Source organism: Sodalis sp. C49, from assembly GCF_046352915.1.
Taxonomy (GTDB): Bacteria; Pseudomonadota; Gammaproteobacteria; order Enterobacterales; family Enterobacteriaceae; genus Acerihabitans.
In genome coordinates this window covers 3,128,721-3,148,366 of the sequence record NZ_CP163303.1, presented here as the reverse complement: position 1 = coordinate 3,148,366, position 19,646 = coordinate 3,128,721, and the positions used below count along the sequence as shown (strand labels likewise).

The 19,646-nt window shown below is 61.0% G+C and carries 21 protein-coding genes; 11 read left to right on the top strand and 10 right to left on the bottom strand.

Annotated features, from left to right (window positions below):
• Positions 1 to 57 precede the first annotated feature (57 nt).
• The gene (locus tag ABUK12_RS14190; RefSeq protein WP_410012467.1) at positions 58 to 1,185 is read right to left on the bottom strand and encodes an alanine racemase; all 1,128 of its coding nucleotides are present in this window, start codon (positions 1,183 to 1,185) and stop codon (positions 58 to 60) included.
• Between the two features lie 198 nt (positions 1,186 to 1,383).
• Between ABUK12_RS14190 and ABUK12_RS14185 the strand changes: the two genes are divergently transcribed.
• Positions 1,384 to 2,313 (top strand): LysR family transcriptional regulator, encoded by a 930-nt coding sequence (locus ABUK12_RS14185; protein WP_410012466.1) that lies wholly within the window; start codon positions 1,384 to 1,386, stop codon positions 2,311 to 2,313.
• Between the two features lie 2 nt (positions 2,314 to 2,315).
• Here ABUK12_RS14185 and ABUK12_RS14180 read toward each other — a convergent pair whose 3' ends face one another.
• On the bottom strand, positions 2,316 to 3,056 hold the full coding sequence (locus ABUK12_RS14180; protein ID WP_410012465.1) for a 3-oxoacyl-ACP reductase family protein: 741 nt from the start codon (positions 3,054 to 3,056) through the stop codon (positions 2,316 to 2,318).
• A 117-nt stretch (positions 3,057 to 3,173) separates the two neighbouring features.
• On the opposite strand from ABUK12_RS14180, the gene ABUK12_RS14175 reads away from it, so the two are divergent.
• Complete coding sequence (locus tag ABUK12_RS14175; protein ID WP_410012464.1) at positions 3,174 to 3,854, top strand: TetR/AcrR family transcriptional regulator; 681 nt, start codon at positions 3,174 to 3,176, stop codon at positions 3,852 to 3,854.
• Here the strand turns inward: ABUK12_RS14175 and ABUK12_RS14170 are convergent.
• Together ABUK12_RS14170 and ABUK12_RS14165 are read right to left on the bottom strand one after the other, a co-directional pair.
• Positions 3,835 to 5,160, bottom strand: coding sequence for an APC family permease (locus tag ABUK12_RS14170; protein WP_410012463.1), 1,326 nt, complete (start codon positions 5,158 to 5,160; stop codon positions 3,835 to 3,837). The two genes, ABUK12_RS14175 and ABUK12_RS14170, sit on opposite strands and share 20 nt — an antisense overlap.
• Positions 5,161 to 5,223: 63 nt before the next feature.
• Positions 5,224 to 6,036 carry a carbon-nitrogen hydrolase family protein gene (locus ABUK12_RS14165; RefSeq protein ID WP_410012462.1) on the bottom strand — a complete coding sequence of 271 codons (813 nt, stop codon included), beginning with the start codon at positions 6,034 to 6,036 and terminating at the stop codon, positions 5,224 to 5,226.
• A 97-nt stretch (positions 6,037 to 6,133) separates the two neighbouring features.
• Between ABUK12_RS14165 and ABUK12_RS14160 the strand changes: the two genes are divergently transcribed.
• Positions 6,134 to 6,913 carry a response regulator transcription factor gene (locus ABUK12_RS14160; protein ID WP_410012461.1) on the top strand — a complete coding sequence of 260 codons (780 nt, stop codon included), beginning with the start codon at positions 6,134 to 6,136 and terminating at the stop codon, positions 6,911 to 6,913.
• Here ABUK12_RS14160 and ABUK12_RS14155 read toward each other — a convergent pair.
• Positions 6,878 to 7,234: a transposase gene (locus tag ABUK12_RS14155; RefSeq protein ID WP_410012460.1), complete on the bottom strand. Its 357-nt coding sequence runs from the start codon at positions 7,232 to 7,234 to the stop codon at positions 6,878 to 6,880. The two genes, ABUK12_RS14160 and ABUK12_RS14155, sit on opposite strands and share 36 nt — an antisense overlap.
• Positions 7,235 to 7,705: 471 nt before the next feature.
• Between ABUK12_RS14155 and ABUK12_RS14150 the strand changes: the two genes are divergently transcribed.
• From ABUK12_RS14150 to ABUK12_RS14135, 4 genes are all read left to right on the top strand, one after another.
• Entirely contained in the window at positions 7,706 to 8,476 is a 771-nt protein-coding gene (locus ABUK12_RS14150; RefSeq protein ID WP_410012459.1) for an alpha/beta hydrolase, read from the top strand.
• Positions 8,477 to 8,509: 33 nt separating this feature from the next.
• Positions 8,510 to 9,184 (top strand): heavy metal response regulator transcription factor, encoded by a 675-nt coding sequence (locus ABUK12_RS14145; RefSeq protein WP_410012458.1) that lies wholly within the window; start codon positions 8,510 to 8,512, stop codon positions 9,182 to 9,184.
• Positions 9,181 to 10,578 carry a heavy metal sensor histidine kinase gene (locus tag ABUK12_RS14140; protein ID WP_410012457.1) on the top strand — a complete coding sequence of 466 codons (1,398 nt, stop codon included), beginning with the start codon at positions 9,181 to 9,183 and terminating at the stop codon, positions 10,576 to 10,578. Before ABUK12_RS14145 ends, ABUK12_RS14140 begins: the two co-directional genes overlap by 4 nt.
• Positions 10,579 to 10,646: 68 nt before the next feature.
• Positions 10,647 to 11,549: a LysR substrate-binding domain-containing protein gene (locus ABUK12_RS14135; protein WP_410012456.1), complete on the top strand. Its 903-nt coding sequence runs from the start codon at positions 10,647 to 10,649 to the stop codon at positions 11,547 to 11,549.
• An 11-nt stretch (positions 11,550 to 11,560) separates the two neighbouring features.
• Here ABUK12_RS14135 and mntP read toward each other — a convergent pair whose 3' ends face one another.
• Together mntP and ABUK12_RS14125 are read right to left on the bottom strand one after the other, a co-directional pair.
• Complete coding sequence (gene mntP, locus ABUK12_RS14130; RefSeq protein ID WP_410012455.1) at positions 11,561 to 12,133, bottom strand: manganese efflux pump MntP; 573 nt, start codon at positions 12,131 to 12,133, stop codon at positions 11,561 to 11,563.
• A 197-nt stretch (positions 12,134 to 12,330) separates the two neighbouring features.
• Positions 12,331 to 13,557: an MFS transporter gene (locus ABUK12_RS14125; protein ID WP_410012454.1), complete on the bottom strand. Its 1,227-nt coding sequence runs from the start codon at positions 13,555 to 13,557 to the stop codon at positions 12,331 to 12,333.
• Positions 13,558 to 13,639: 82 nt separating this feature from the next.
• Here ABUK12_RS14125 and ABUK12_RS14120 point away from each other — a divergent pair, with 82 nt between their 5' ends.
• Complete coding sequence (locus tag ABUK12_RS14120; protein WP_410012453.1) at positions 13,640 to 14,605, top strand: AraC family transcriptional regulator; 966 nt, start codon at positions 13,640 to 13,642, stop codon at positions 14,603 to 14,605.
• 110 nt (positions 14,606 to 14,715) lie between these two features.
• On the opposite strand, the gene ABUK12_RS14115 is transcribed toward ABUK12_RS14120, so the two are convergent.
• Positions 14,716 to 15,681 (bottom strand): aromatic alcohol reductase, encoded by a 966-nt coding sequence (locus tag ABUK12_RS14115; RefSeq protein ID WP_410012452.1) that lies wholly within the window; start codon positions 15,679 to 15,681, stop codon positions 14,716 to 14,718.
• A gap of 90 nt (positions 15,682 to 15,771) precedes the next feature.
• Between ABUK12_RS14115 and ABUK12_RS14110 the strand changes: the two genes are divergently transcribed.
• Both ABUK12_RS14110 and ABUK12_RS14105 read left to right on the top strand, forming a co-directional pair.
• Complete coding sequence (locus tag ABUK12_RS14110; RefSeq protein WP_410012451.1) at positions 15,772 to 16,173, top strand: winged helix-turn-helix transcriptional regulator; 402 nt, start codon at positions 15,772 to 15,774, stop codon at positions 16,171 to 16,173.
• A 136-nt stretch (positions 16,174 to 16,309) separates the two neighbouring features.
• The gene (locus tag ABUK12_RS14105) at positions 16,310 to 16,723 is read left to right on the top strand and encodes a VOC family protein (RefSeq protein WP_410012450.1); all 414 of its coding nucleotides are present in this window, start codon (positions 16,310 to 16,312) and stop codon (positions 16,721 to 16,723) included.
• Here the strand turns inward: ABUK12_RS14105 and ABUK12_RS14100 are convergent.
• On the bottom strand, positions 16,720 to 17,463 hold the full coding sequence (locus ABUK12_RS14100; protein ID WP_410016654.1) for a sulfite exporter TauE/SafE family protein: 744 nt from the start codon (positions 17,461 to 17,463) through the stop codon (positions 16,720 to 16,722). The two genes, ABUK12_RS14105 and ABUK12_RS14100, sit on opposite strands and share 4 nt — an antisense overlap.
• 139 nt (positions 17,464 to 17,602) lie before the next feature.
• Between ABUK12_RS14100 and ABUK12_RS14095 the strand changes: the two genes are divergently transcribed.
• Positions 17,603 to 18,511 (top strand): LysR substrate-binding domain-containing protein, encoded by a 909-nt coding sequence (locus ABUK12_RS14095; RefSeq protein WP_410012449.1) that lies wholly within the window; start codon positions 17,603 to 17,605, stop codon positions 18,509 to 18,511.
• Between the two features lie 12 nt (positions 18,512 to 18,523).
• Here ABUK12_RS14095 and ABUK12_RS14090 read toward each other — a convergent pair whose 3' ends face one another.
• Complete coding sequence (locus ABUK12_RS14090) at positions 18,524 to 19,468, bottom strand: AraC family transcriptional regulator N-terminal domain-containing protein (RefSeq protein ID WP_410012448.1); 945 nt, start codon at positions 19,466 to 19,468, stop codon at positions 18,524 to 18,526.
• Positions 19,469 to 19,646 lie beyond the last annotated feature (178 nt).

Below are 19,646 nucleotides of genomic sequence, written 5' to 3'. Positions count from 1 at the left end.
GGCCTTAGTCTGGTTGCGCGATGGCGCTGATGTCCGCCTTGACGTGCCCCGTATTGCCTACCAGCCGTTGATGCGCGGCCAGAATACCGGCGGCTGGGTATCGGCCAGGTAATAACCGCTGAACTGCGCGGCGGTGGCGCAGGCGTGGTTGGGCAATATCCGCAGCAGGGTGCCGATCGGCAGCGCCGGCAGATCGCGCGCGCCGGAACGGGAGGCGATAATGCCGTGCTCCTGATTGGCGTCGGCGACGATCAGGTCGGCGATGGGGTTGCCCTGATTATCGCACACCAGGCCGTACCCCTGATCGACGGGTTGGGCCGCGGTGCCGCGATCGCGCGACAGGGCCATCCAGCCCGCATCGATAAGGGTCCAGCCTTTGGCCGGCTGATGGCCGATGACCGTGGTCGCCACCGACAGCGCAATATCCCCGGCACGACAGACACCCAGTCCGGCCATCACCAAATCAAAAAACGCGAATACCCCGGCGCGCACTTCGGTTACGCCGCTAAGGTCGCGGGCAAACAGCGCGGTGGGCGTGGAACCCACACTGACGATCTCTATGGGAAAACCGGCCCGGCGCAGCATATCGGCGCTGGTGACCACCGCGTCGCGTTCATCCATGGCGCACTGCGCCAGCGCAGCGGCGGAGCGGCAGTGATAAGAGCCGCCGGCGTGGGTCATGACGCCCCGCAGCCGCACCCTGCTGTTTTGCAGCACGCGGGCGATATCGATAAGCAAGGGCGACGCCGGCGGCACGCCGGAACGGTGGCCGTCGCAATCAATTTCCAGCAGGACGGCGAAATCGACCTGGTGACGGCCGGCAAAGGCCGTCAGCGCGCGGGCGCTGGCGAGGTTATCGAGGATCAGCAGCAACCGGCAGCCGGCGCCGATAAGCCTGGCGGCATGGGCTAATTTATTCGGCGCAATTCCCACGCCGTACAGAATATCCCGGTAGCCGGCGGCGAAAAAGAAATCCGCCTCGCGCAGGGTGGACACGGTAATCGGGCCTTTTTCCCCGGCAAAAAGACGCTCGCTGACCTGAAGGGATTTATTGGTCTTCACATGAGGGCGCAGCGTAACGTTAAACGGCGCAACCTGGCGGCGCATGCGCTGAATATTGTTGTCCAGACGCGCAACATCCAGCGTCAGGTAAGGGGTTTCCATGGTGGCGCTTATATCGGGCATAGGTCCTCCGGCTGAATAGTGACAGTATAAAAAACCGCCGCTGGCGGAGTAAATTGAATCTTTCTGTATCTATGATTCAGTACTACTTAATACTTGATTCATGCATTTAGCAGGATGGCAATATTAGTCACAGTAGTATGGTAACGGGCGGTGACTATGATAATTTATCATTATTAATCCCAGATTCAGGAATGTCCTATGCACGATATGCGGGATCTGAAGCTGCTGCTGGCGATTCGCGATAACGATACCCTCGTGGCCGCCGCCCATCAGCTGGGCCTGACCCCTTCGGCGGTGACCCAGCGTTTGCAGACCATAGAGAAGCGGCTAAATGTGCGCTTGATCGACCGATCCGCACGGGGCTTGTGTTTTACCGGCGAAGGGGAACTGTTATGCCTGCGCGGTAAACAGCTAGTGGAGCAGTACGATGCCCTGATGCATGAGCTGGATAAGCGGCGCAGCGGTTTTGCCGGCACCTTGAAAATCAACGCCCCGTTTGGCTTCGGCCGGCGTTACCTGGCGGCGGCGGCCGCGGATTTTCAGCAGCGCTATCCCGACGTCGAGATGTCGCTTACCCTGTCGGACCGCCCGCTGGTTGAAGCCGCCGAACGGTTTGATATCGTGATTCATATCGGCCAATTGCGGTCATCCAGTTTGATTGGCCATGCTATTGCCGCCAACAGACGTTTTGTCTGCGCCTCACCCGATTTTATCGCCCACCATGGCCAGCCCAGCTCGCCGGAAGAGTTGGCCCGCCTGCCCTGCATCGCCCTGCGTGAAAATAATGAAGACGTGCTGCTGTGGCATTTTACCCGCGGACGCACCAGCAGCAGCGTGCGCGTGCGCTCAACGCTTGCGAGCAACGACGGCGATATTATCCGGCTGTGGGCGACGCGCGGGCTGGGCATTATCATGCGCTCGGAATGGGATGTGGCGGAGGCCTTGCATAAAGGGGAACTGGTGCGCCTGATGCCGGCCTGGAAAACCCCCGACGCCAATGTGATTGCCTTGACCCACCAGCGTGAGGGGTTGCCGCTGCGCACGCGCCAGTTCATGCGTTTTCTGCGGGAACGGTTTTCGCCGGTCCCGCCCTGGCGCGAGGCTCAGGAGGGCATCATCCACGGCTAGGACTACGCGTTAATACCGCCGTCCACATTGATGCCGGTGCCGGTAATATGCCCCGCCGCCGGAGACGCCAGGAACGTGACCGCGGCCGCCACGTCTTCTGCCTTGCCGTAATGGCCCAGCGCAATATACTGGCGCTGGGTCTCGGCGCCTTCGCCGTCGGCGGGGTTCATATCGCTGTCGGTGGGGCCGGGGTGGACCAGGTTAACGGTAATGCCGCGCGGGCCCAGATCGCGGGCCAGGCCGCGGGTCAGCGACAACAGGGCCGACTTGGTCATCGCATAAACGGCAATGCCCGGCATCGGCACCCGATCGGCCAGGCAACTGCCGATATTGATAATGCGCCCGCCTTGCCCCAGGTGCGGCAGCGCGGCCTGGGTGGCGACCACCAGGCCGCGGATATTGACGTTAATCATCGCGTCGATATCCTCAAGCGCCATATCCTCCAGCATGCCGCCGCGCGCGATGCCCGCATTATTGACCAGGATATCGAGACCGCCCAGCCCGGCCACGGTTTGGCTTACCGCATCGCGTACCGCGCCGGACGATGCGCTGTCGGCCTGGATGGCCAGCCCCTTGCGGCCAAGCCGCTCAATCTCCGCTACCACCGCGCTGGCCTTGTCGGCGGATTTTTCATAGGTAATAGCCACGTCGGCGCCGGCCCGCGCCAGCGATATCGCCATGGCCTTGCCCAGGCCGCGGCTGGCGCCGGTAACGAGCGCGCGTTTGCCTTGCAATGAATTCATGGTCGCTTCCTCTTTATGTGTTAATCGATACAAAAATAACTTAAACGGAATTGCCGCCGAAGATCAAGCGTATTATTATAATGATCGACACATAATTAATGAGGGCAGGCGCAGGTTATGGCAGCACGAGGACGACCCAGGGGTTTCGATCGCGAGGCGGCGTTGGCCGCGGCAATGAGACTCTTCTGGCAGAAGGGGTACACCGCGACGTCGATGGCGGAACTCTATCAGGCGATGGGCATTCATTCGCCAAGCCTGTATGCCGCATTCGGCAATAAGGAAGACTTGTTCCTAGAAGCCGTGGCCTGCTACGAAAAGTCTATCGCGCCGCTGATATGGTCGCCGCTGGATACCGCGCCGACCGCGCGTGAAGCGGTGGGGGAATGGCTGAAATGCTCGGCGCGTATCCTGACCCGGGACGCGTGGCCGCCAGGCTGTATGGTGACGCTGTCGAATGTGGCGGGTGAAGGAAACGCGCGGCTGGGCGAGCAGGTGAAACGATCGCGCCAGCGCGGTATCGATAAGCTCACCGCCCGGCTGGATCAGGCGGTGGCGGAGCGGGAGCTGGCGGCCGGCATCGATACCGCGGCGCTGGCGCGGATGTACTTTAGCATCCAGCAGGGGATGTCCATCCAGGCACGCGACGGCGCCGGATTCGCTGCGCTTGACGCCATGGCGGATATGGCGCTGGCGCTGTGGCCGGCGGCCCAGTCCATGGCGTGCCATGGTGTCCAGGGCGACATCCCCAGGCAGGGGCGAAAGAATGCCGGCGCCTTGGTTACTCGGCATCGCCGTTAAAATGTAATACCGGCGCCGGCTGCCGGTGGGTGCGACGAAACCCGTACAGGCGCAGCCCGCCTAACGCCAGCCAGATCAGGCCTAATATCATGGCGGTTTTATCCAGGCTGACCAGCAGCCATAAGGTCGCGACGGCACCGAACGCCGGGCAAACCAAATAGAGCAGGGTGGACAGGGGGTCTCGCCGGCGCTGGCGGATGAAGTAGTGGCTGATAACGGACACATTGACCAGGGTAAAGGCCAGGAAAGCGCCGAAATTAATAAATGACGTGGAAGTGGTGACGCTCATAAACAAGGCGAGCAGGGCGACCGCGGCGCAAAGCAGGATGGCGTTCACCGGGGTATTACAGCGTCCCAGCCTGCCCAGGACCCGGGGCAGCACGCCGTCGCGGCCCAGGGTATAGATAAGCCGGCTGGCGCTGGCCTGGGCGGCGATACCGGAGGCGAACTGGCCGAAGACCAGGCCAATCATAAACAGGGTGACGAAAATATCGCCGCCAATATTGCGCGCAATCTCAAATGCGGCCGCGTCGGTATTCGCGAATGCCGCGCCGGGGTGCGCCAGCTGTACGCACCAGGACACCGCGATAAAAATAATGCCGCCGATAAGCGTAATCAGCATAATGGCGCGCGGAATACTGCGTTTGGCGTCGATGGTTTCTTCCGTCAGGGTGGTAATGGCATCAAACCCGAGGAAGGAATAACAGGCCACGGCGGCGCCGGCGACCAGCAGCGGCAGCAGATGGGCGCCGCCGGCGGTAAAGGGCGCCAGGCTCCAGAACGGCCGGGACGCGTCGCCCCAGATATAATGCACCGCGAGAGCCACAAAGGCCGCCAGCACCAGCAGTTGCACTATCATCAGCAGGCTGTTGACGGCGCTGGCGACTTTCAGGCCGATAATATTGATACATGTGGTCACGGCGATAAACGCCAGCAGCCATACGTATTGCCCAACGGCGGGAAACGCCGAGGAGAGGTAGACCGCGCCGATAAGCCAGATCACCATCGGCAGGAACAGGTAATCAAGCAGTATCGCCCACCCGGCGAGAAAGCCCAGGTTATCGCTGATGGCATTGCGCACGTACATATAGGCGGAACCCGCCACCGGGAAGGCGTTGGCCATCCGGCTGTAGCTAAACGCGGTAAACAGCATGGCCACCAGGGCCAGCACATAGGCGCCGGGCACATGGCCGTCGGTAATCTGCGCCAGCACGCCAAAGGTGCCCAAAACGATAATCGGCGTCATATAGGCCAGGCCGAACAGCACCAGATGACCGGTGGTAAGCGTCTTTTTAAATGCCGACATGGAAAACTCCCGTGTGTGTTTAGTTTTACTAAACATCAAGTTTAAAAAATGAACGTTAAGCCGTTAAAGCGGCCACCAGCGTTGCCCGTCGGGGCAGGTTTCCATATGGCCGGATAACATGAGCCGGCGGTCCTTGAGATAGTGATATTGGCTGCGGGCTTTTTCCGGCAGGGTAAAATCCAGCGTGACCCTGAGCGTCGCCTCCTGCCTGCCCAGCGCGCCGAGCAGGTTGCCATAGGGATCCACCACCGCGCTTTCGCCGGCAAACGTGAAACCGGCGCCGGCGCCGGCGCGGTTGGTCATCGCGAAAAAAATCTGGTTTTCGAACGCCCGGGCCAGCGCCGCATGGCGGTGTACCGGACCGTAGGGATCCATATTGCCATTGGTCACGACCAGCAGATCGCAGCCCATGGCGGCCAGGGCGCGGGCGGTTTCCGGGAATTCAATGTCATAACAGATAAGCAGCCCGATCCGCTTGCCGCGCCACAGGCCGCATACCAGGCGATCGCCGGCCAGCACCAGCGCGCGTTCATCCGGCCATAAATGGGTTTTGCGGTATTTAAACGCCACGCCGTCTTCCGGGGTGATAAAAACCGTGGTGTTGAAGACGCCCTGTTCATCCCGTTCCAGCAGGCCGATGGCGATGGCGATATCGCGCCGGACGCTGAGTGCCTTAAGCGTTGCGATCTCCGGCCCGTCCAGCCGCAGGGCGCGATCGTCCACATGGCCGTTTTCGGCAAAGCCGGTCAGAAAGGTTTCCGGAAAAATCACTAGCTGTGTTTGCGGACTGCAACGTTCGATATGCATTACTGCCTGCGCCATATTGCCTTTGATATCACCCTCGCGGTTGCGTGCCTGTATTAATTCAAGCTGCATACACTGTTATCCTTTGTGCATATTTATGGCGTTAATCATTAGTCCGATTATGCATGTAGGGATATGCTTGCCTATAACACGAACGGGGATGACTCAAATGGGTGATAAGCTTTACTTATCAATGGATGACCTGGCCTGGCACCATGAAATCGGGCTGCTGATCGATAGCCTGGACCAGGCGGATTTTTGGCTGAAAGCCGCGCGCTATTTGCATGGACGGCTGGTATTCGATAATTGGGTGGCGCTGCTGTTTATCCGCGACGCGCCGCCGGTGATCTTCGCCGAAAGTGATGAAAGTGACGGCAGCGACGCCAAATTGTTTTTGGATTATCAGAAAGGCCTATACCTGCTGGACCCCTTTTACCTTGGCGTATGGGCCAATCCGCGCAGCGGGCTGCAGCGCCTGGACGAGGTGGCGCCGATCCATTTTCGCGACTCCGAGTATTACCGCCGTTATTTCCAGCGCAATATCGTCGAGGATGAAGTGCAGTTAAATCTGGTGTTGGATGAGCGGCGGATTTTGTGTTTATCGCTGGGCGGGGCGCGGCGTTTCAGCGATCATGACATGGGCTTCCTGCGGCTGTCCGTGGCCTGGCTGCTGCCGCTGATGCGCCAGCGCATGCGTTTTGAAACCGCCCGCGCCGAGAGCGTGGCCTCTCCTTTCCTGACCGGCCTGCCGGGCACCGAAATGCTGACCGAACGCGAAAGCGAGGTGACGCAACTCATGTTAAGCGGCTGCTCCACCAAGGAAATCGCCCGTCGCCTGTGTATCTCCATCGAAACCGTGCGCGCCCATAAAAAGCATATCTATGCCAAGCTGGGCGTGAAAACGCAGTCGGAATTATTTGTGCTGTTTTGGCAGGGGCGGCAGGAGTGATGTTGGCCCATTTTCCCGGGGCAGGCTCTTAAAATCGTCCGTAATCAGCAGCGCGGCGGCTTTTTTCAGGATATCCCTTTCCATCTCCAGGCACCTGATGCGTTCCTCAAGCTCCTGGATGCGCTGTTGATCCGCTGTGACCGCCATGCCCGGCGGCATGATGCCGCTGCGTTCAGCCCGCAGCTGCGCGACCCAGCGGTACAATATGTTTTCGTTGACCCCGGTGGCGTCACAGGCTTCCTTGTAGGTATGGTTTTTATCGAGCACCAGGCTTGCGGCCTCCCGCCTGAACTCCATGCTGAATGTTGTTTTTCTGGTCATCAGGACATCCTTTTTAATCCGGCGATTATATCGCCTATCAGGACGCCCGGCATTAGTAGCACCGCCTGCCGTTGCCGCGCGGCCGTCCCCGGCGGCCACGCTTAACCAACAATCTCGGCCAGGGGATTATTCCCGGCCGGCCGGAGAATAATCATGCTTCCTGCCGTTTCGTTCCTGTGCCGTTTAACCGTTTCTTTGCGATCTTCGCAGGGATAAAACCTGACTGGCTCGCTGAAAGAATCAATTATCTCGCACGCTATAAGGCGGGAAATGCTATTTCGCGGGACGCCTGTCCCAGCGAATAATTTCGGGGCGGCAGCGATGCCGGTTTGACGCTTTGCGCAGGGACCACGCCGTCGTCATAACTTTGTCATGATTGCGTCAGGCCGGTGTCAGCGCCGGGCCTGTAAACTCCTTACCTGAAACAAGTGGTACAGACCACTGCCACCACGGTATATGGAGCTTAAAATCATGCGTATTTTGTTAACCCGTACTATGTTGTCATCCGCCGCCTGCGCGCTTTTGCTTACGGCAGGCATGGTTTCCGCCCAGGCCGCGCCGGTCAGGAATATCGTCCTGGTGCACGGCGCATTTGTCGGCGGCGCCGGCTGGCGGCCGGTGTATGATATTTTGACCAGGGACGGCTATCACGTCACACTGGTGCAGGAGCCGCTGACATCGTTCCCGGAAGATGTGGCCGCCGCCAAACGTACGCTGGCCATGCAGGACGGTCCGGCGGTGCTGGTGGGGCATAGCTACGGCGGCGCCATCATTACGGAGGCGGGTAACGATTCCCATGTCGCCGGCCTGGTGTATATCGCGGCCCACGCCCTGGATAATGGCGAAACCGAGGCCAGTAACGGTAAAAAAATGCCCAACACCGCGCGACCTTTCGCCAAAACGCCCGACGGCTACCTGTACATCAACCCGGCAAATTATCCGGCGGATTTCGCCGCCGATCTGCCGCGCAAACAGGCCGAGTTCGAGGCGCAGGCGCAGATGCCGACCTCGGCCAGCGTATTTACCGCCAATATTGCCGACCCGGCCTGGAAAACCAAGCCGAGCTGGTACATGGTGGCGCAGGCCGACAAAATCATCAGTCCCGACCTGGAGCGGATGTATGCGGCGCGGGCGCATAGTCATACGGTGGAAGTCGCCGGCGCCAGCCATTCGGTATACGAATCCCATCCCCAAGAGGTCGCGGCGCTGATAGAACAGGCGGCGCGCCATGCGTTAGACTAAACCGTGGCCGCGACAGGCCGCGCCGGAGATTATATGAAGATTCTCGTCATCGAAGATGAACCCAAGGCCCGGGACTATATGCGCAGCGGCCTGACCGAATCAGGTTATGTGGTCGACGTGGCGTCGGGCGGCGTGGACGGCCTGCATATGGCCCTGGAAGAACGCTACGATCTGATCCTGCTGGATGTGATGATGCCGGGAATGGACGGCTGGTCGGTGATGGAGGTGATGGACAAACGGATTGATACCCCGGTGATCTTCCTCACCGCCAAAGGCACCCTGGAGGATAAACTCAAAGGGCTGGCGCTGGGCGCGGACGATTACCTGGTGAAGCCGTTTTCCTTCGCCGAGCTGCTGGCGCGCATCCGGATTGTTTTGCGGCGCGCGGGACAGGGCCGGCAGGATGACGTGCTGGCCGTCGCCGATTTGCAGATGGATGTCGCCAAACGGCGCGTGGAGCGCAACGGTGTGCGCGTCGACCTCACCAACAAGGAGTTTAACCTGTTGCATCTGTTTATGCTGAGCCCGGGGCAGGTGCTGACCCGCTCGCTGATTGCCTCCAGGGTGTGGGATATGAATTTTGACAGCGACACTAACGTGGTGGATGTGGCGGTACGGCGTCTGCGGCAGAAAATAGACGAGCCGTTCGGCAAGCCATTGATCCATACCGTCCATGGGGTGGGTTATCGCTGTGAAGACGAAACATGAAACGTTTCTCGCTGACCTCCCGCCTGTCATCGGCCCTGGCCATGCTGGTCATGCTGGTCATGGCCACCGTCGGATACGCCCTGTACCGTACTCTTGAGCAACAGCTGATTATCCGCGACGACGGGGCGCTAATCACCCGCGTCGAGCAGATCCGTACCCTGTTGCTCAATGAAGACGTCATGACGCTGATTCACGATAAGCCCGGCCTGTTTGCCAATATGCTCGGCAATACGGAGTCGTTATTGGTGCTGCAATTTACCGACCGGCCTCCCCTGATTGAAATCAATCCCGGCCATTCGCCCATTCCGCACATCAATCCGGTGCCCGCGGACGCGCCCCTGACGCTCGCCGCCGTACAGCATGCGGTGGCCGCCGGCGGCATTCCCTTTATTTCCGCCTCAGCCCTGGCAAACGTCGCCAGCGCGCCTTATCAGGTAAAAATCACCACCGGCCGCCTGATGTCGGAGCGCACCCGTACCCTGGCCATGTACCGCAACCAGATCATCCTCGTCGCGTCGATCGCCACCGTGCTTACCGCGCTGCTGGCCTGGATTTTCACCCGCCGGGGTCTGGCGCCGCTGCGCCGCCTGGCCGCTGAAACCGCCATGATGGATGTCCGCTTTTTGTCCAGGCGCATCGGTATCACCCATGCGCCGCCCGAACTGCGGGAACTGATCGCGGCGTTTAATACCATGCTGGAACGGCTGGAAATCAACTTTCGCCAGCTTAGCCAGGTATCCGCCGATATGGCCCATGACCTGCGCACCCCCATCGGCATACTGCTAGGGCAAACGGAAGTGGCGATGCGGTTCAAACGTGATAATGACTATTATGAAAACCTGCTGGGCTCGAATTTCGAAGAACTGCAGCGCCTGGCAAAAATGATTGATAACATGCTGTTCCTGGCCCGGGCCGGGGATGCGGGCCATGCCATCCAGCGCGTGGTGCTGTCGTTAGCGGACGAATTCGGGCGTTTGAGCGAGTATTTTGAAGGGCCGGCCGGAGAACGCGGCCTGACGCTGGTCTGTGCGCGGGACGGCGCCACGGCGTGGGCCGACCCCGAGCTGCTGCGCCGCGCCCTGGCCAATCTGCTGGCCAACGCGATACGTTATGCCGACGCGGGCACGGCCATCGTGCTGCGGGCCGTGCAGCAGCCTGAGGGAACCACCATCAGCGTGGAGAATACCGGCCCCGACATTGCGCCGCAGCACCTTGAACGCCTTTTTGACCGTTTTTACCGCGCGGACGCTTCGCGTACCGGCGACGCCAGCGCCAGCGGGCTGGGTTTGTCCATTGTCCGCAGCATCATGATGCTGCATCAGGGCAGGTGGCATGCGCAAAGCGGTAAACGGCTCACCCGGTTCAGCCTGTTTTTCCCGGCAAAACCGCGGTAAAACCATTGCCGGGAATATATTTCATAAAAGTGGCATATCCGGCAAACATATTTGATAATTAATCAAATATGAAAACGACTCTTGATGAAATGCAGGCGTTTATCGCGGTAGTGGACAGCGGTTCCATTACCGCCGCCGCCGCGCAGCTGGATCAAACCATTTCCGCCACCAGCCGCACCCTCGGGCGGTTGGAAGAGAAACTGCGCACCACGCTGCTCAGGCGCACCACGCGCCGGCTGGAACTTACCGAGGAGGGCCGGGCCTTTCTCGAGCGCGCCCGGGATATCGTCCGCGCCGTCGAGGAGACGGAGGAATTGCTGTCCATGCGGCGTAACCAGCCGTCCGGGCTGCTGCGCGTGGATGCCGCCTCGCCGTTTATGCTGCACGTCATCGTGCCGCTGGTGGCGGGGTATTGTGCGCGCTATCCCCAGGTGGCGCTGGAGCTGAACAGCAATGAGGGCATTATCGATTTACTGGAAAAACGCACCGATCTGGCGATCCGCATCGGGCGGCTGAAGGATTCCACGCTGCACGCCCGGCTTATCGGCAACAGCCGCATCCGCGTGCTCGCCAGTCCCGCTTATCTGGCCGCGCGCGGCACGCCGGCAAGCGTGGCGGAATTATCCCGGCATACCCTGCTGGGTTTTAACCAACCCGAAGCGCTGAATGAATGGCCGCTGCCCGATGACAGCGGGCTGCCGCTGCATATCCAGCCGTCCATCCGCGCGTCCAGCGGCGAAACATTGCGGCAACTGGCGCTCAATGGCGCCGGTATCACCTGCCTGTCGGATTTTATGACATGCGCGGATCGGCGGGAGGGGAGGTTGTGTCAACTGTTTCAGCGGCAGACGCTGGATGTCCGCCAGCCGATTAATGCGGTGTATTATCGTAATACGGCGCTGTCTTCCCGGATCCAGTCTTTTGTCGATTACCTGGTCGAGGCCCTCGGCCCCCATGGCTTCGGCGCATAAGGCGCCGCGGTTTAGCTGAACAGGCCGAGATGCTCGATCAGGATATGACAACCGATGCCGACCAGCACCATGCCGCCCAGGATCTCGGCCCATTTACCCATGACCGGGCCCAGGAAGCGGCCAAGCAGCACGCCGGATGAGGTCATGACCAGCGTTGCCGTACCTATGGCCAGCGCCGTGGTGACGATATTCACCTGCAGGATGGCCAGGCCGACCCCTACCGCCATGGCATCCAGGCTGGTGGCGATGGCCGTGGTGACCAGCAGCCAGAAACTGTGTTTTCTGCGCGGCGGCAGATCGTCGGTGGTTTTGTTAAAACAGCCGTGAATCATCATTCTGCCGCCCAGGATGCCCAGCAGGATGAAGGCGATCCAATGATCCCAGGCGACGATGTATTTGCTGGCGGCAATGCCCATTATCCAGCCGATTACCGGCGTGATCGCTTCCACCGCGCCAAAGATGGCGCCGGTTCTCAGCGCCTCTTTCAGCCCCGGGCGTTCAAGCGTCGCCCCTTTGCCGATGGAGGCGGCAAAGGCGTCCATCGACATGGCGAAGGCGAGGATCATGGTGGCGTACATATTCATTATTATTACCGGGTGGTGCCTGGCATCGATCCTGCCGCTGTTCGTCCTGCGCGGCGGGCGCATACCGGTTAATCAGTGAAAGAGGGGATGATACAGCGTTATCGCGGGAAAAAAAAGACAATAAAAACATGGGATTAAGTATAGCCATGGCTATATTTTATAGCCATGGCTGTTTAGCGGTATAAAATTGCGACGCTTTACGCCGGCCGCTGCTCGCTGCGCCGGCCCGCGATCAGCATGATAAGGCCGCCGGCCAGCAGCGTCAGGCCGCTGTAGGCGATGGCGCCCGGCGGCCCGAAGCCGTCCACCAACAGGCCGCCCGCCACTGCGCCCAGCGCGATGGCGATCTGGAACGTCGTCACCAGCAGGGCGCCGGCGGTTTCCGCATGATCGGGCGCGGCCAGCGTGTTCCAGGTCTGGAAGCTTACCGGCAGCGCGCCAAAGGCAAAACCCCAGGTCGCCGTGGCGGCAAAAGCCAGCCCGGCCAACGCGCCGTAGGCAAGCAGTAATGCTGCCATGACGCTGAGCAGGAGCGCCGCCAGCCCAACGCCCAGGCGGGCGCTGCGTTCAGCGATAAAGCCACCGGCGAGATTGCCGAAAAACCCGCCGATGCCGAAGGCCAGCAGCGCCAGGGAAATCATGCGCACGTCAAAGTGCGGCACCTGTTCCAAAAAAGGGCGTACATAGGTAAAGCCGGCAAAATGCCCCGAGATGACGAATATCACGGTAACCAGGCCGATGCGGATGCCCGGGCGGCGCAGCAGCAGCCAAAATGTCCCGAGGCTCGGCACATCCGCCGGCGGCAGCCGGGGCAGGGTGACCAGCTGTGCCAGCAAGGCGGCGATGCTGATGCCGGCGGCCGCCAGAAAAGTGGCGCGCCAGCCCAGGATATCGCCCAGATAGGCGCCCAGCGCCGGGGCGCAAACCGTGGCCGCCGAAACGCCGGTAAAAATAATCATCATGGCCCGCGGCAATAACCGGGCCGGCACCAGGCGCAGGGCAATGGCGGCCGCCAGCGACCAGATGCCGCCCAGGGCTATGCCGAGCAGCACCCGGGCTGCGATCAGCACCCAGATATTGGCGGCGACGGCGGCCAGCAGATTCGACAGCACCAGCAGCAGCGCCAGCCCCCAGACGACCATGCGCCGGTCCACTTTGCCCGTGCCGAGCACCACCGCGGGGCCCGCGATGGCGGCCACCAGCGCCGTCGCCGTTACCGCCTGCCCGGCGGCACCGTCCGAAATGCCCAAATCGGCGGCGACCGGCGTCAGCAGGCTGGCGGGTAAAAATTCCGCCGTCACCAGGGCAAATACGCCGAGCGACAGTGAAACCACCGCGCTCCAGGCCGCGGCGGAGCGCCCGTTATCGGTACGCGCCCCAGGGCATGACAAGCTTTCATCACCGGTACAGGACTTTTCTGACATGGAGACTCCACGAGATTCTTTGCAAGGTATGATCCGGATGGTACAGTTGAAGAGTTGGAACATCCATGCTAGGAAACCCGTAATGCTTGACAATTCGTCCAAATCTGGCGCGCCGCCGTTAAACGATCCTTTAACCGATATGCTGCGGGGACTGCGACTGGACGGGGTGGAATATGGCCGCTGCCGACTTGCCGCGCCCTGGGCCTTTGCGTTTCCGGCCCGCCAGGACGCCTGTTTTCTGTTCGTGGCGGAAAAAGGCTGCTGGCTGCAGACCCCGGCCGGCGCATGGGAAGAGCTGAACGCGGGCGACGCGGTGCTGTTGCCGCGCGGCAGCGCGCACGCGCTGGCAAGCGCCCCGGGCGTGGCGCCGCAAGCCTTTCCCCGCTGGCAGTGTCAATCGATTACCGGCAATTTCTTCGATTTAAACGCCGGCGACGAAGGCGAGCATTGCGTGCTGTTCTACGGTTCCATGCGTTTTAATCTTGATAGCCTGCATCCCTTGCTGCGCATGATGCCCGATATGATGCGCGCCCATGAGCTGATGCGTAACGAGCCGGCGATCGTGCCTTTGCTGGAGGCCATGGGCTGCGAGGTGGCGATGAACCGGGTGGGCGCGTGCGGTATGGTAACGCGCCTGGCCGATGTCCTGGCCGCGCAGATTATCCGCGCCTGGGTAGAACACGGCTGCGGCAGCGCGGCGGGATGGATTGCCGCAGTGCGCAACCCGGAAATCGGCCGCGTGCTGGCGGCTATCCACGCGGCGCCCCACCGTGACTGGCCGTTGTCCGAACTGGCCGGCGTGATGGGCGCGTCGCGCTCCAGCTTCGCCAGCAAGTTTGCCGCCATCGTTGGGGAAACGCCGGCCCGCTATGTCGCGCAGGTGCGTATGCACCAGGCGCGGCAGTGGATTATCCGCGATTCCGCGCGCATTTCCGAGGTGGCCCAGCGGCTGGGATATGACTCCGAGGCGTCCTTCAGCCGCGCCTTTAAGCGCATTATCGGCACGGCGCCGAGTCATTTTCGCAACGTTGCGAAACAGGAGGCCTGACATTGTCATGCTATGGCAAGAGGAAAACCGGGCGTTATTCCAGCCGCTACGCGACCAGGCGCTACCGTCCGGGCGCGTTATAGAGAACAGATCGGCCTGGCCGGGTCGCTTTAGGCCGCGTCGCCAGCGCTGCGGGATTGTCCGCTGATTTTTTGCCGCGCCCACTGCTCTGCGCTTGTCATGCCGATATGGTGCTTATGATTAAACGTCTGGTTCATATCCCATGCCACGCCGGTTCCTTTGGCGAAGGCCAGCCGGTATTTGCGCACCGTATCCCCGGGTTCACGCGCCAGCCCGGCGGCGAGGTACGCTATATCCCATGTCACACGGCGAACCTTGGTGCCGGTTACGCCGTCAACGATATCCGCCAGCCGCGCATAGGTCAGAGTATCGCCGGCGATATACACCACCTGGTTGACGATGCGCGGCGCGGCGAACAGGATAGCCGCGGTCAGTACGCCGATATCCTCGGGCGTGGTGACGGTGACGGCGTTATCCCAACTGCCCAGGGCATGCACGGTGTTGCGCGCCAGATCCACGATGCCGAAAGACGGCTCGAACAGATAGCTGGTAAAGATGCCGGTGGAGACGATGACCCATTCGGTGCGCGTTTGCGCCCGCAGGAGATGGCGCACGTCGAGCTGTTCGTCAAACAGATCCTGGCCGCTGCCTTTGCCGATCAGATCGTAATCGACGCCGAATTGCCAGGGAAAATAGCGTTTCACTCCCGCCGCCAGTACCGCATGGGCTATTTTAAGCTGCGTGCCGCCGCCGGCGGCAAAGCCGGTGCAACACACCAGGGTGGTAAACGGCCGGAAGAGGTCGGCCAGGTCCGATGTGGTCGCGGTGAGCAGATCGCCCGCGAGCAACGTTACGCCCAGCGCGCGCAGTTCGGCCACATCGCGTTGTTTGCCCGGTTCCCGGCTGTGTATGGATGCCTGGCGCAGCAGCACGGTGATGGTGGTGCCGGCGGATAAGGCGGCGCGCTGCGCCAAATTGCGGATCACCGCCATGCCGAGCTCGCCGGCGCCGATCACCAGGATAGCGTCGTGGGTATTTTCAGGGTTGACGTTCATGGACTTCTCCTATTAAGTTGCGACCAGGGTTACATCTCCCATGATGAAGAACAAGAAGGCACACCGGTGATACCGGGAGGCAATGTGGAAATGAGCGATATGATTGCACGGTCGCAGGCCGTGTGCGACGCGTTGAGCGACGACGACGATGGTTTAAAGCGCGAGGTGCTGACCCATGCCGGCAACCGCTGGTCGCTCGGCATCGTACACATCCTGGGCGTGGGGGGACGGCTGCGCCATGCGGAGATAGCCAGGCGCATGGGCGGGGTGACGCAGCGTATGCTGACCCGCTCGCTGCGGCAGCTGGAGCGCGACGGGCTGGTGCTGCGTTATGACTATTTTGAGAAATCCCCGCGCGTGGAGTATGAGCTGTCGGAGCTGGGCAGGCAGTTGCTGGGGCAAATGATACCGCTGTGGTTATGGGTGGTGGAGAATGCCGACCGGTTTCGCCAGGCACGGGCGACTTTCGATACCGCCCGGGAGCGTCCGTAAGTCGTCCCGGGCGGCTAGCGTTATCCGGGGAAACAATCCGGTTTGGAGATGATGCCCGGACGGCGGTTATGTATTACAGTGAGATCAGGATAGTTATGCCAGGGGCCACGGTCCTGTTTAACCCGGAGATCTTACCATGCTCACATCGCATATGCGCATCGCCCGCCCCGTCACCAACCTTGAACTCAGCAGGGAAATGTATTGCTCGGGCCTCGGCATGCGGGTGCTGGGCAGTTTTACCGGCCATAATGGGTTTAACGGCGTCATGCTCGGCGCGCAGGGACTGCCCTGGCATTTTGAATTTACCGTTTGCGAACAGCACCCGGTGCCACCGGCGCCGACGCCGGAAGATCTGCTGGTGCTCTACCTGCCGGATGAGGCGCGGTGGCGGCGATCGTGCCAGCGTCTGGGCGAGGCGGGTTTCGAGCGGGTGGTATCGTTTAATCCGTACTGGGACGTGGCGGGCAAGACCTTTCAGGATCATGACGGTTATCGGCTGGTGCTGCAAAACCGGGCCTGGGGCGACGAATCCGGCGCCGGCGCGGCCTAAGACAAATGTTGCCAGGCGATTTCCAGGCCAAGGCCGAGCAGGCCCAGGAAAAAACAGCGGCGAAACAGTCCGGGGCTGATGACGGCGCGCAGCCAGGCGCCGAAAAACATGCCCGCCAGCGCCGGAATAACGGCCAGCAGCGACAGGCCCAGCGCGTGCAACGGCAGCATATGATGCCAGGCGAGGCTGGCCGCCAGCGCCAGGGTCGAGACGGTAAACGACAGCCCCAGCGCCTGGATAAGCTCGTCCCGCGCCAGGGCCAGGGCATTTAAATAGGGCACGGCGGGGAGGACAAACACGCCGGTGGCGCCGGTTACCAGGCCGGTGATTCCTCCCGCCAGCGGCCCCAGCCATTTCTCCGCCGCGGGCGGCACCCGCGCCTGCCGGTTAAGCAGGCTGACCAGCGCATAGGCCATCAGCAGGATCCCCAGCCACAGCGATGTCCACGCCGCCATTGCGCCCGCCATCATGCCGGCGCCGTACCAGGTGCCGAGGCATACGGCCAGCAGCATCGGCCAAAGCCTGCGGCATAAACGCGCCCGGTGCGGCCCGCTGCACAGCTGCCATATATTCGTCACCAGCGAAGGGATAATCAGCAGCGCGGCCGCTTGCGCGGGCGGCATCACCACGCCCAGCACGCCCATGGCAACGGTAGGCAGGCCAAGGCCAATCACGCCCTTTACCATACCGGCGATCAGGAATGTCAGCCCGATTAACAGGATATACAGCGTCGGTTCCATGGTAAGCTTTTTTCTCAAAGTGCGGGTCCTTCTATTTTTGCCGCGTAAAGGATGCGGCACAATGCGTATGTTTTTAAGTCGGCCTTCGTTATAGCCGAAGGCTGGCCGCCAGGCCGCACACGGGTAGGGAGGTAATATCATGCATTTCGACCTGACCGATTTACGTCTGCTGGTGTGGGTCGTCGACGCCGGCAGCATTACCGCCGGCGCGGGCAGGGCCTGCCTGTCCCTGTCGTCCGCCAGCGCCCGCATCGCCGGGCTGGAACGGGAGGCGGGCGTCCGCCTGCTGGCGCGCCGCCACCGGGGCGTCACGGCCACGCCGGCGGGACGGGTGGTCTATGACCGGGCAAAAATCATCCTGGGACACGCCGCGCAGCTGTCGGGCGAATTAAGCGCCTTTACCCAAGGCATCAAGGGGCAGGTGCGGCTGCTGGCGAACACCGTGGCGCTGGGGCAGTTTTTGCCCGGGCCGCTGTGTGATTTCCTGCGGCTGCATCCCGGCGTGGATATTGAGCTGGATGAACTGCCCAGCGAGGAGATTACCCGCGCGGTGGCGCGCGGCGCGGCGGATATCGGTATCGCGGCGGATCATGCGGATTTCAGCGGGCTGGAAATCCTGCCGTTCAGGCAGGATTGTTTAGTGCTGGCGGTGGCGCCGGGACATGCGCTGGAACGGCGTCGGCGGGTCAGCTTCAGCGAGGCGCTGGACCATGAGTTTATCGGCCTGCCGGAAGACAGCGCGCTGGCGCGGCATATCGAAGGACACGCGATCCGCGCCGGTAAAACCCTGCGGCTGCGGGCCCGGGTGCGCGGCCTGGATAATATCCGGCGCATGGTGGCCGGCGGCGCGGGGATTGCCATATTGCCCATCGCCATGGCGGCGAACGGGCCGGACGACGGCGTGGCCTTTATCCCGCTGGACGAAAACTGGACCCGGCGGCAGTTGAGGATCGCCATGCGCTCGCGCCTCGATCTTACCCCAGCGGCAAAAAAGCTGGTTGAATTTCTCGGTGCGTTAAACCCCCAGGCGCCAACACCCGGGGGATAAAGCCTGGCCAGATTACTCCTCCAGGGTGATATAATCCGGCCATGCCAGCGCGGCTTTGACCTGCAGCAGGTCGCGCATGCGCACCGCTTCCTGGCGTGGGCTGCGTGAGAACAACCGTTTAAACTCCCGGCTGAACTGGGATGGGCTTTCATAACCGACCCGGATAGCGACCTCCGCCGCGCTCAGGCCTGAGCGCACCATCAACAGGCGAGCCTGGTGCAAACGAGTGGATTTAAGATACTGCATCGGCGTGCTTTGCGTCACCGCTTTAAAATGGGCATGAAAAGCGGGAATGCTCATGCCGGCGTTTGCGGCCAGTTCGGTCACATCAATGCGCGCGGCGAACTGCTGCTGTATTTTTTGCATCGCTCTGGCTATTTGCCCAAAATGCCCCTGGTTGTCCAGCGCGGCGCGCAGCGCTTCCCCCTGTTCCCCCAGCAATACCCGATAATAAATTTCCTTGATTATACCTTCACCCAGCACCTGACAGTCGAGTGCGGAACCGAGGATTTTCACCAGCCGCAATATCGCTTCGCTTAACGCTTCATCGATAGGCGTAGACACCATACTGGCGGGAGCCGCATAACCCGCGGGTTTTTGCCGGGACAGGGTTAGCATTACCTCCGCCAGCAGTTTGAAATCCAGTTTCATGGATATCGCCAGCATGGGTTCATCGGCGCTGGCCTCGGTTTGGCTGGCAAAGGGCAGGGGAACCGACAGCACCAGATAGTGCCGGGCATCATAGACAAACACGGCGTCACCGAGAAAACCGCGTTTGCGCCCCTGGCAGACAAATACAATACAGGGCTCATACAAGACGGGGGTACGTTCCAGTGCGGCGTTGGCGCGTAGCAAGCGTACACCGGGCAGCAATGAGTGGTTGTAACCCGGATTGGACGCCAGGCGCAGAAGGTGGACGACTATTTCCCCGCCTAGGGAGTGTGTGGTAAAAAGCATATTTCTCTCATATATCCAGGTTTTTACTGGATTATTTCAAAATTATTGCTCTTTTTTTACCTTATTGCGATAGGAATAGGCAATTTATTTAGAGGCCTGGGCATTATTTCCCTCGCCGGCAATTTTTACAATAGGCCTCAATCAGCCATCTGGCGAGAAAGGGACACTGGGTTCCTTA

What these genes read in the sequence shown, in the direction of transcription:
- ABUK12_RS14100 (WP_410016654.1), bottom strand. Translation starts at nt 17,463, where the DNA reads ATGGAACCGACGCTGTATATCCTGTTAATCGGGCTGACATTCCTGATC.
- ABUK12_RS14155 (WP_410012460.1), bottom strand. Translation starts at nt 7,234, where the DNA reads ATGACCAGAAAAACAACATTCAGCATGGAGTTCAGGCGGGAGGCCGCA.
- ABUK12_RS14160 (WP_410012461.1), top strand. Translation starts at nt 6,134, where the DNA reads ATGGGTGATAAGCTTTACTTATCAATGGATGACCTGGCCTGGCACCAT.
- ABUK12_RS14115 (WP_410012452.1), bottom strand. Translation starts at nt 15,681, where the DNA reads ATGAACGTCAACCCTGAAAATACCCACGACGCTATCCTGGTGATCGGC.
- ABUK12_RS14135 (WP_410012456.1), top strand. Translation starts at nt 10,647, where the DNA reads ATGAAAACGACTCTTGATGAAATGCAGGCGTTTATCGCGGTAGTGGAC.
- ABUK12_RS14175 (WP_410012464.1), top strand. Translation starts at nt 3,174, where the DNA reads ATGGCAGCACGAGGACGACCCAGGGGTTTCGATCGCGAGGCGGCGTTG.
- ABUK12_RS14095 (WP_410012449.1), top strand. Translation starts at nt 17,603, where the DNA reads ATGCATTTCGACCTGACCGATTTACGTCTGCTGGTGTGGGTCGTCGAC.
- ABUK12_RS14185 (WP_410012466.1), top strand. Translation starts at nt 1,384, where the DNA reads ATGCACGATATGCGGGATCTGAAGCTGCTGCTGGCGATTCGCGATAAC.
- ABUK12_RS14125 (WP_410012454.1), bottom strand. Translation starts at nt 13,557, where the DNA reads ATGTCAGAAAAGTCCTGTACCGGTGATGAAAGCTTGTCATGCCCTGGG.
- mntP (WP_410012455.1), bottom strand. Translation starts at nt 12,133, where the DNA reads ATGAATATGTACGCCACCATGATCCTCGCCTTCGCCATGTCGATGGAC.
- ABUK12_RS14150 (WP_410012459.1), top strand. Translation starts at nt 7,706, where the DNA reads ATGCGTATTTTGTTAACCCGTACTATGTTGTCATCCGCCGCCTGCGCG.
- ABUK12_RS14110 (WP_410012451.1), top strand. Translation starts at nt 15,772, where the DNA reads ATGAGCGATATGATTGCACGGTCGCAGGCCGTGTGCGACGCGTTGAGC.
- ABUK12_RS14190 (WP_410012467.1), bottom strand. Translation starts at nt 1,185, where the DNA reads ATGCCCGATATAAGCGCCACCATGGAAACCCCTTACCTGACGCTGGAT.
- ABUK12_RS14170 (WP_410012463.1), bottom strand. Translation starts at nt 5,160, where the DNA reads ATGTCGGCATTTAAAAAGACGCTTACCACCGGTCATCTGGTGCTGTTC.
- ABUK12_RS14145 (WP_410012458.1), top strand. Translation starts at nt 8,510, where the DNA reads ATGAAGATTCTCGTCATCGAAGATGAACCCAAGGCCCGGGACTATATG.
- ABUK12_RS14180 (WP_410012465.1), bottom strand. Translation starts at nt 3,056, where the DNA reads ATGAATTCATTGCAAGGCAAACGCGCGCTCGTTACCGGCGCCAGCCGC.
- ABUK12_RS14165 (WP_410012462.1), bottom strand. Translation starts at nt 6,036, where the DNA reads ATGCAGCTTGAATTAATACAGGCACGCAACCGCGAGGGTGATATCAAA.
- ABUK12_RS14140 (WP_410012457.1), top strand. Translation starts at nt 9,181, where the DNA reads ATGAAACGTTTCTCGCTGACCTCCCGCCTGTCATCGGCCCTGGCCATG.
- ABUK12_RS14105 (WP_410012450.1), top strand. Translation starts at nt 16,310, where the DNA reads ATGCTCACATCGCATATGCGCATCGCCCGCCCCGTCACCAACCTTGAA.
- ABUK12_RS14090 (WP_410012448.1), bottom strand. Translation starts at nt 19,468, where the DNA reads ATGCTTTTTACCACACACTCCCTAGGCGGGGAAATAGTCGTCCACCTT.
- ABUK12_RS14120 (WP_410012453.1), top strand. Translation starts at nt 13,640, where the DNA reads ATGCTTGACAATTCGTCCAAATCTGGCGCGCCGCCGTTAAACGATCCT.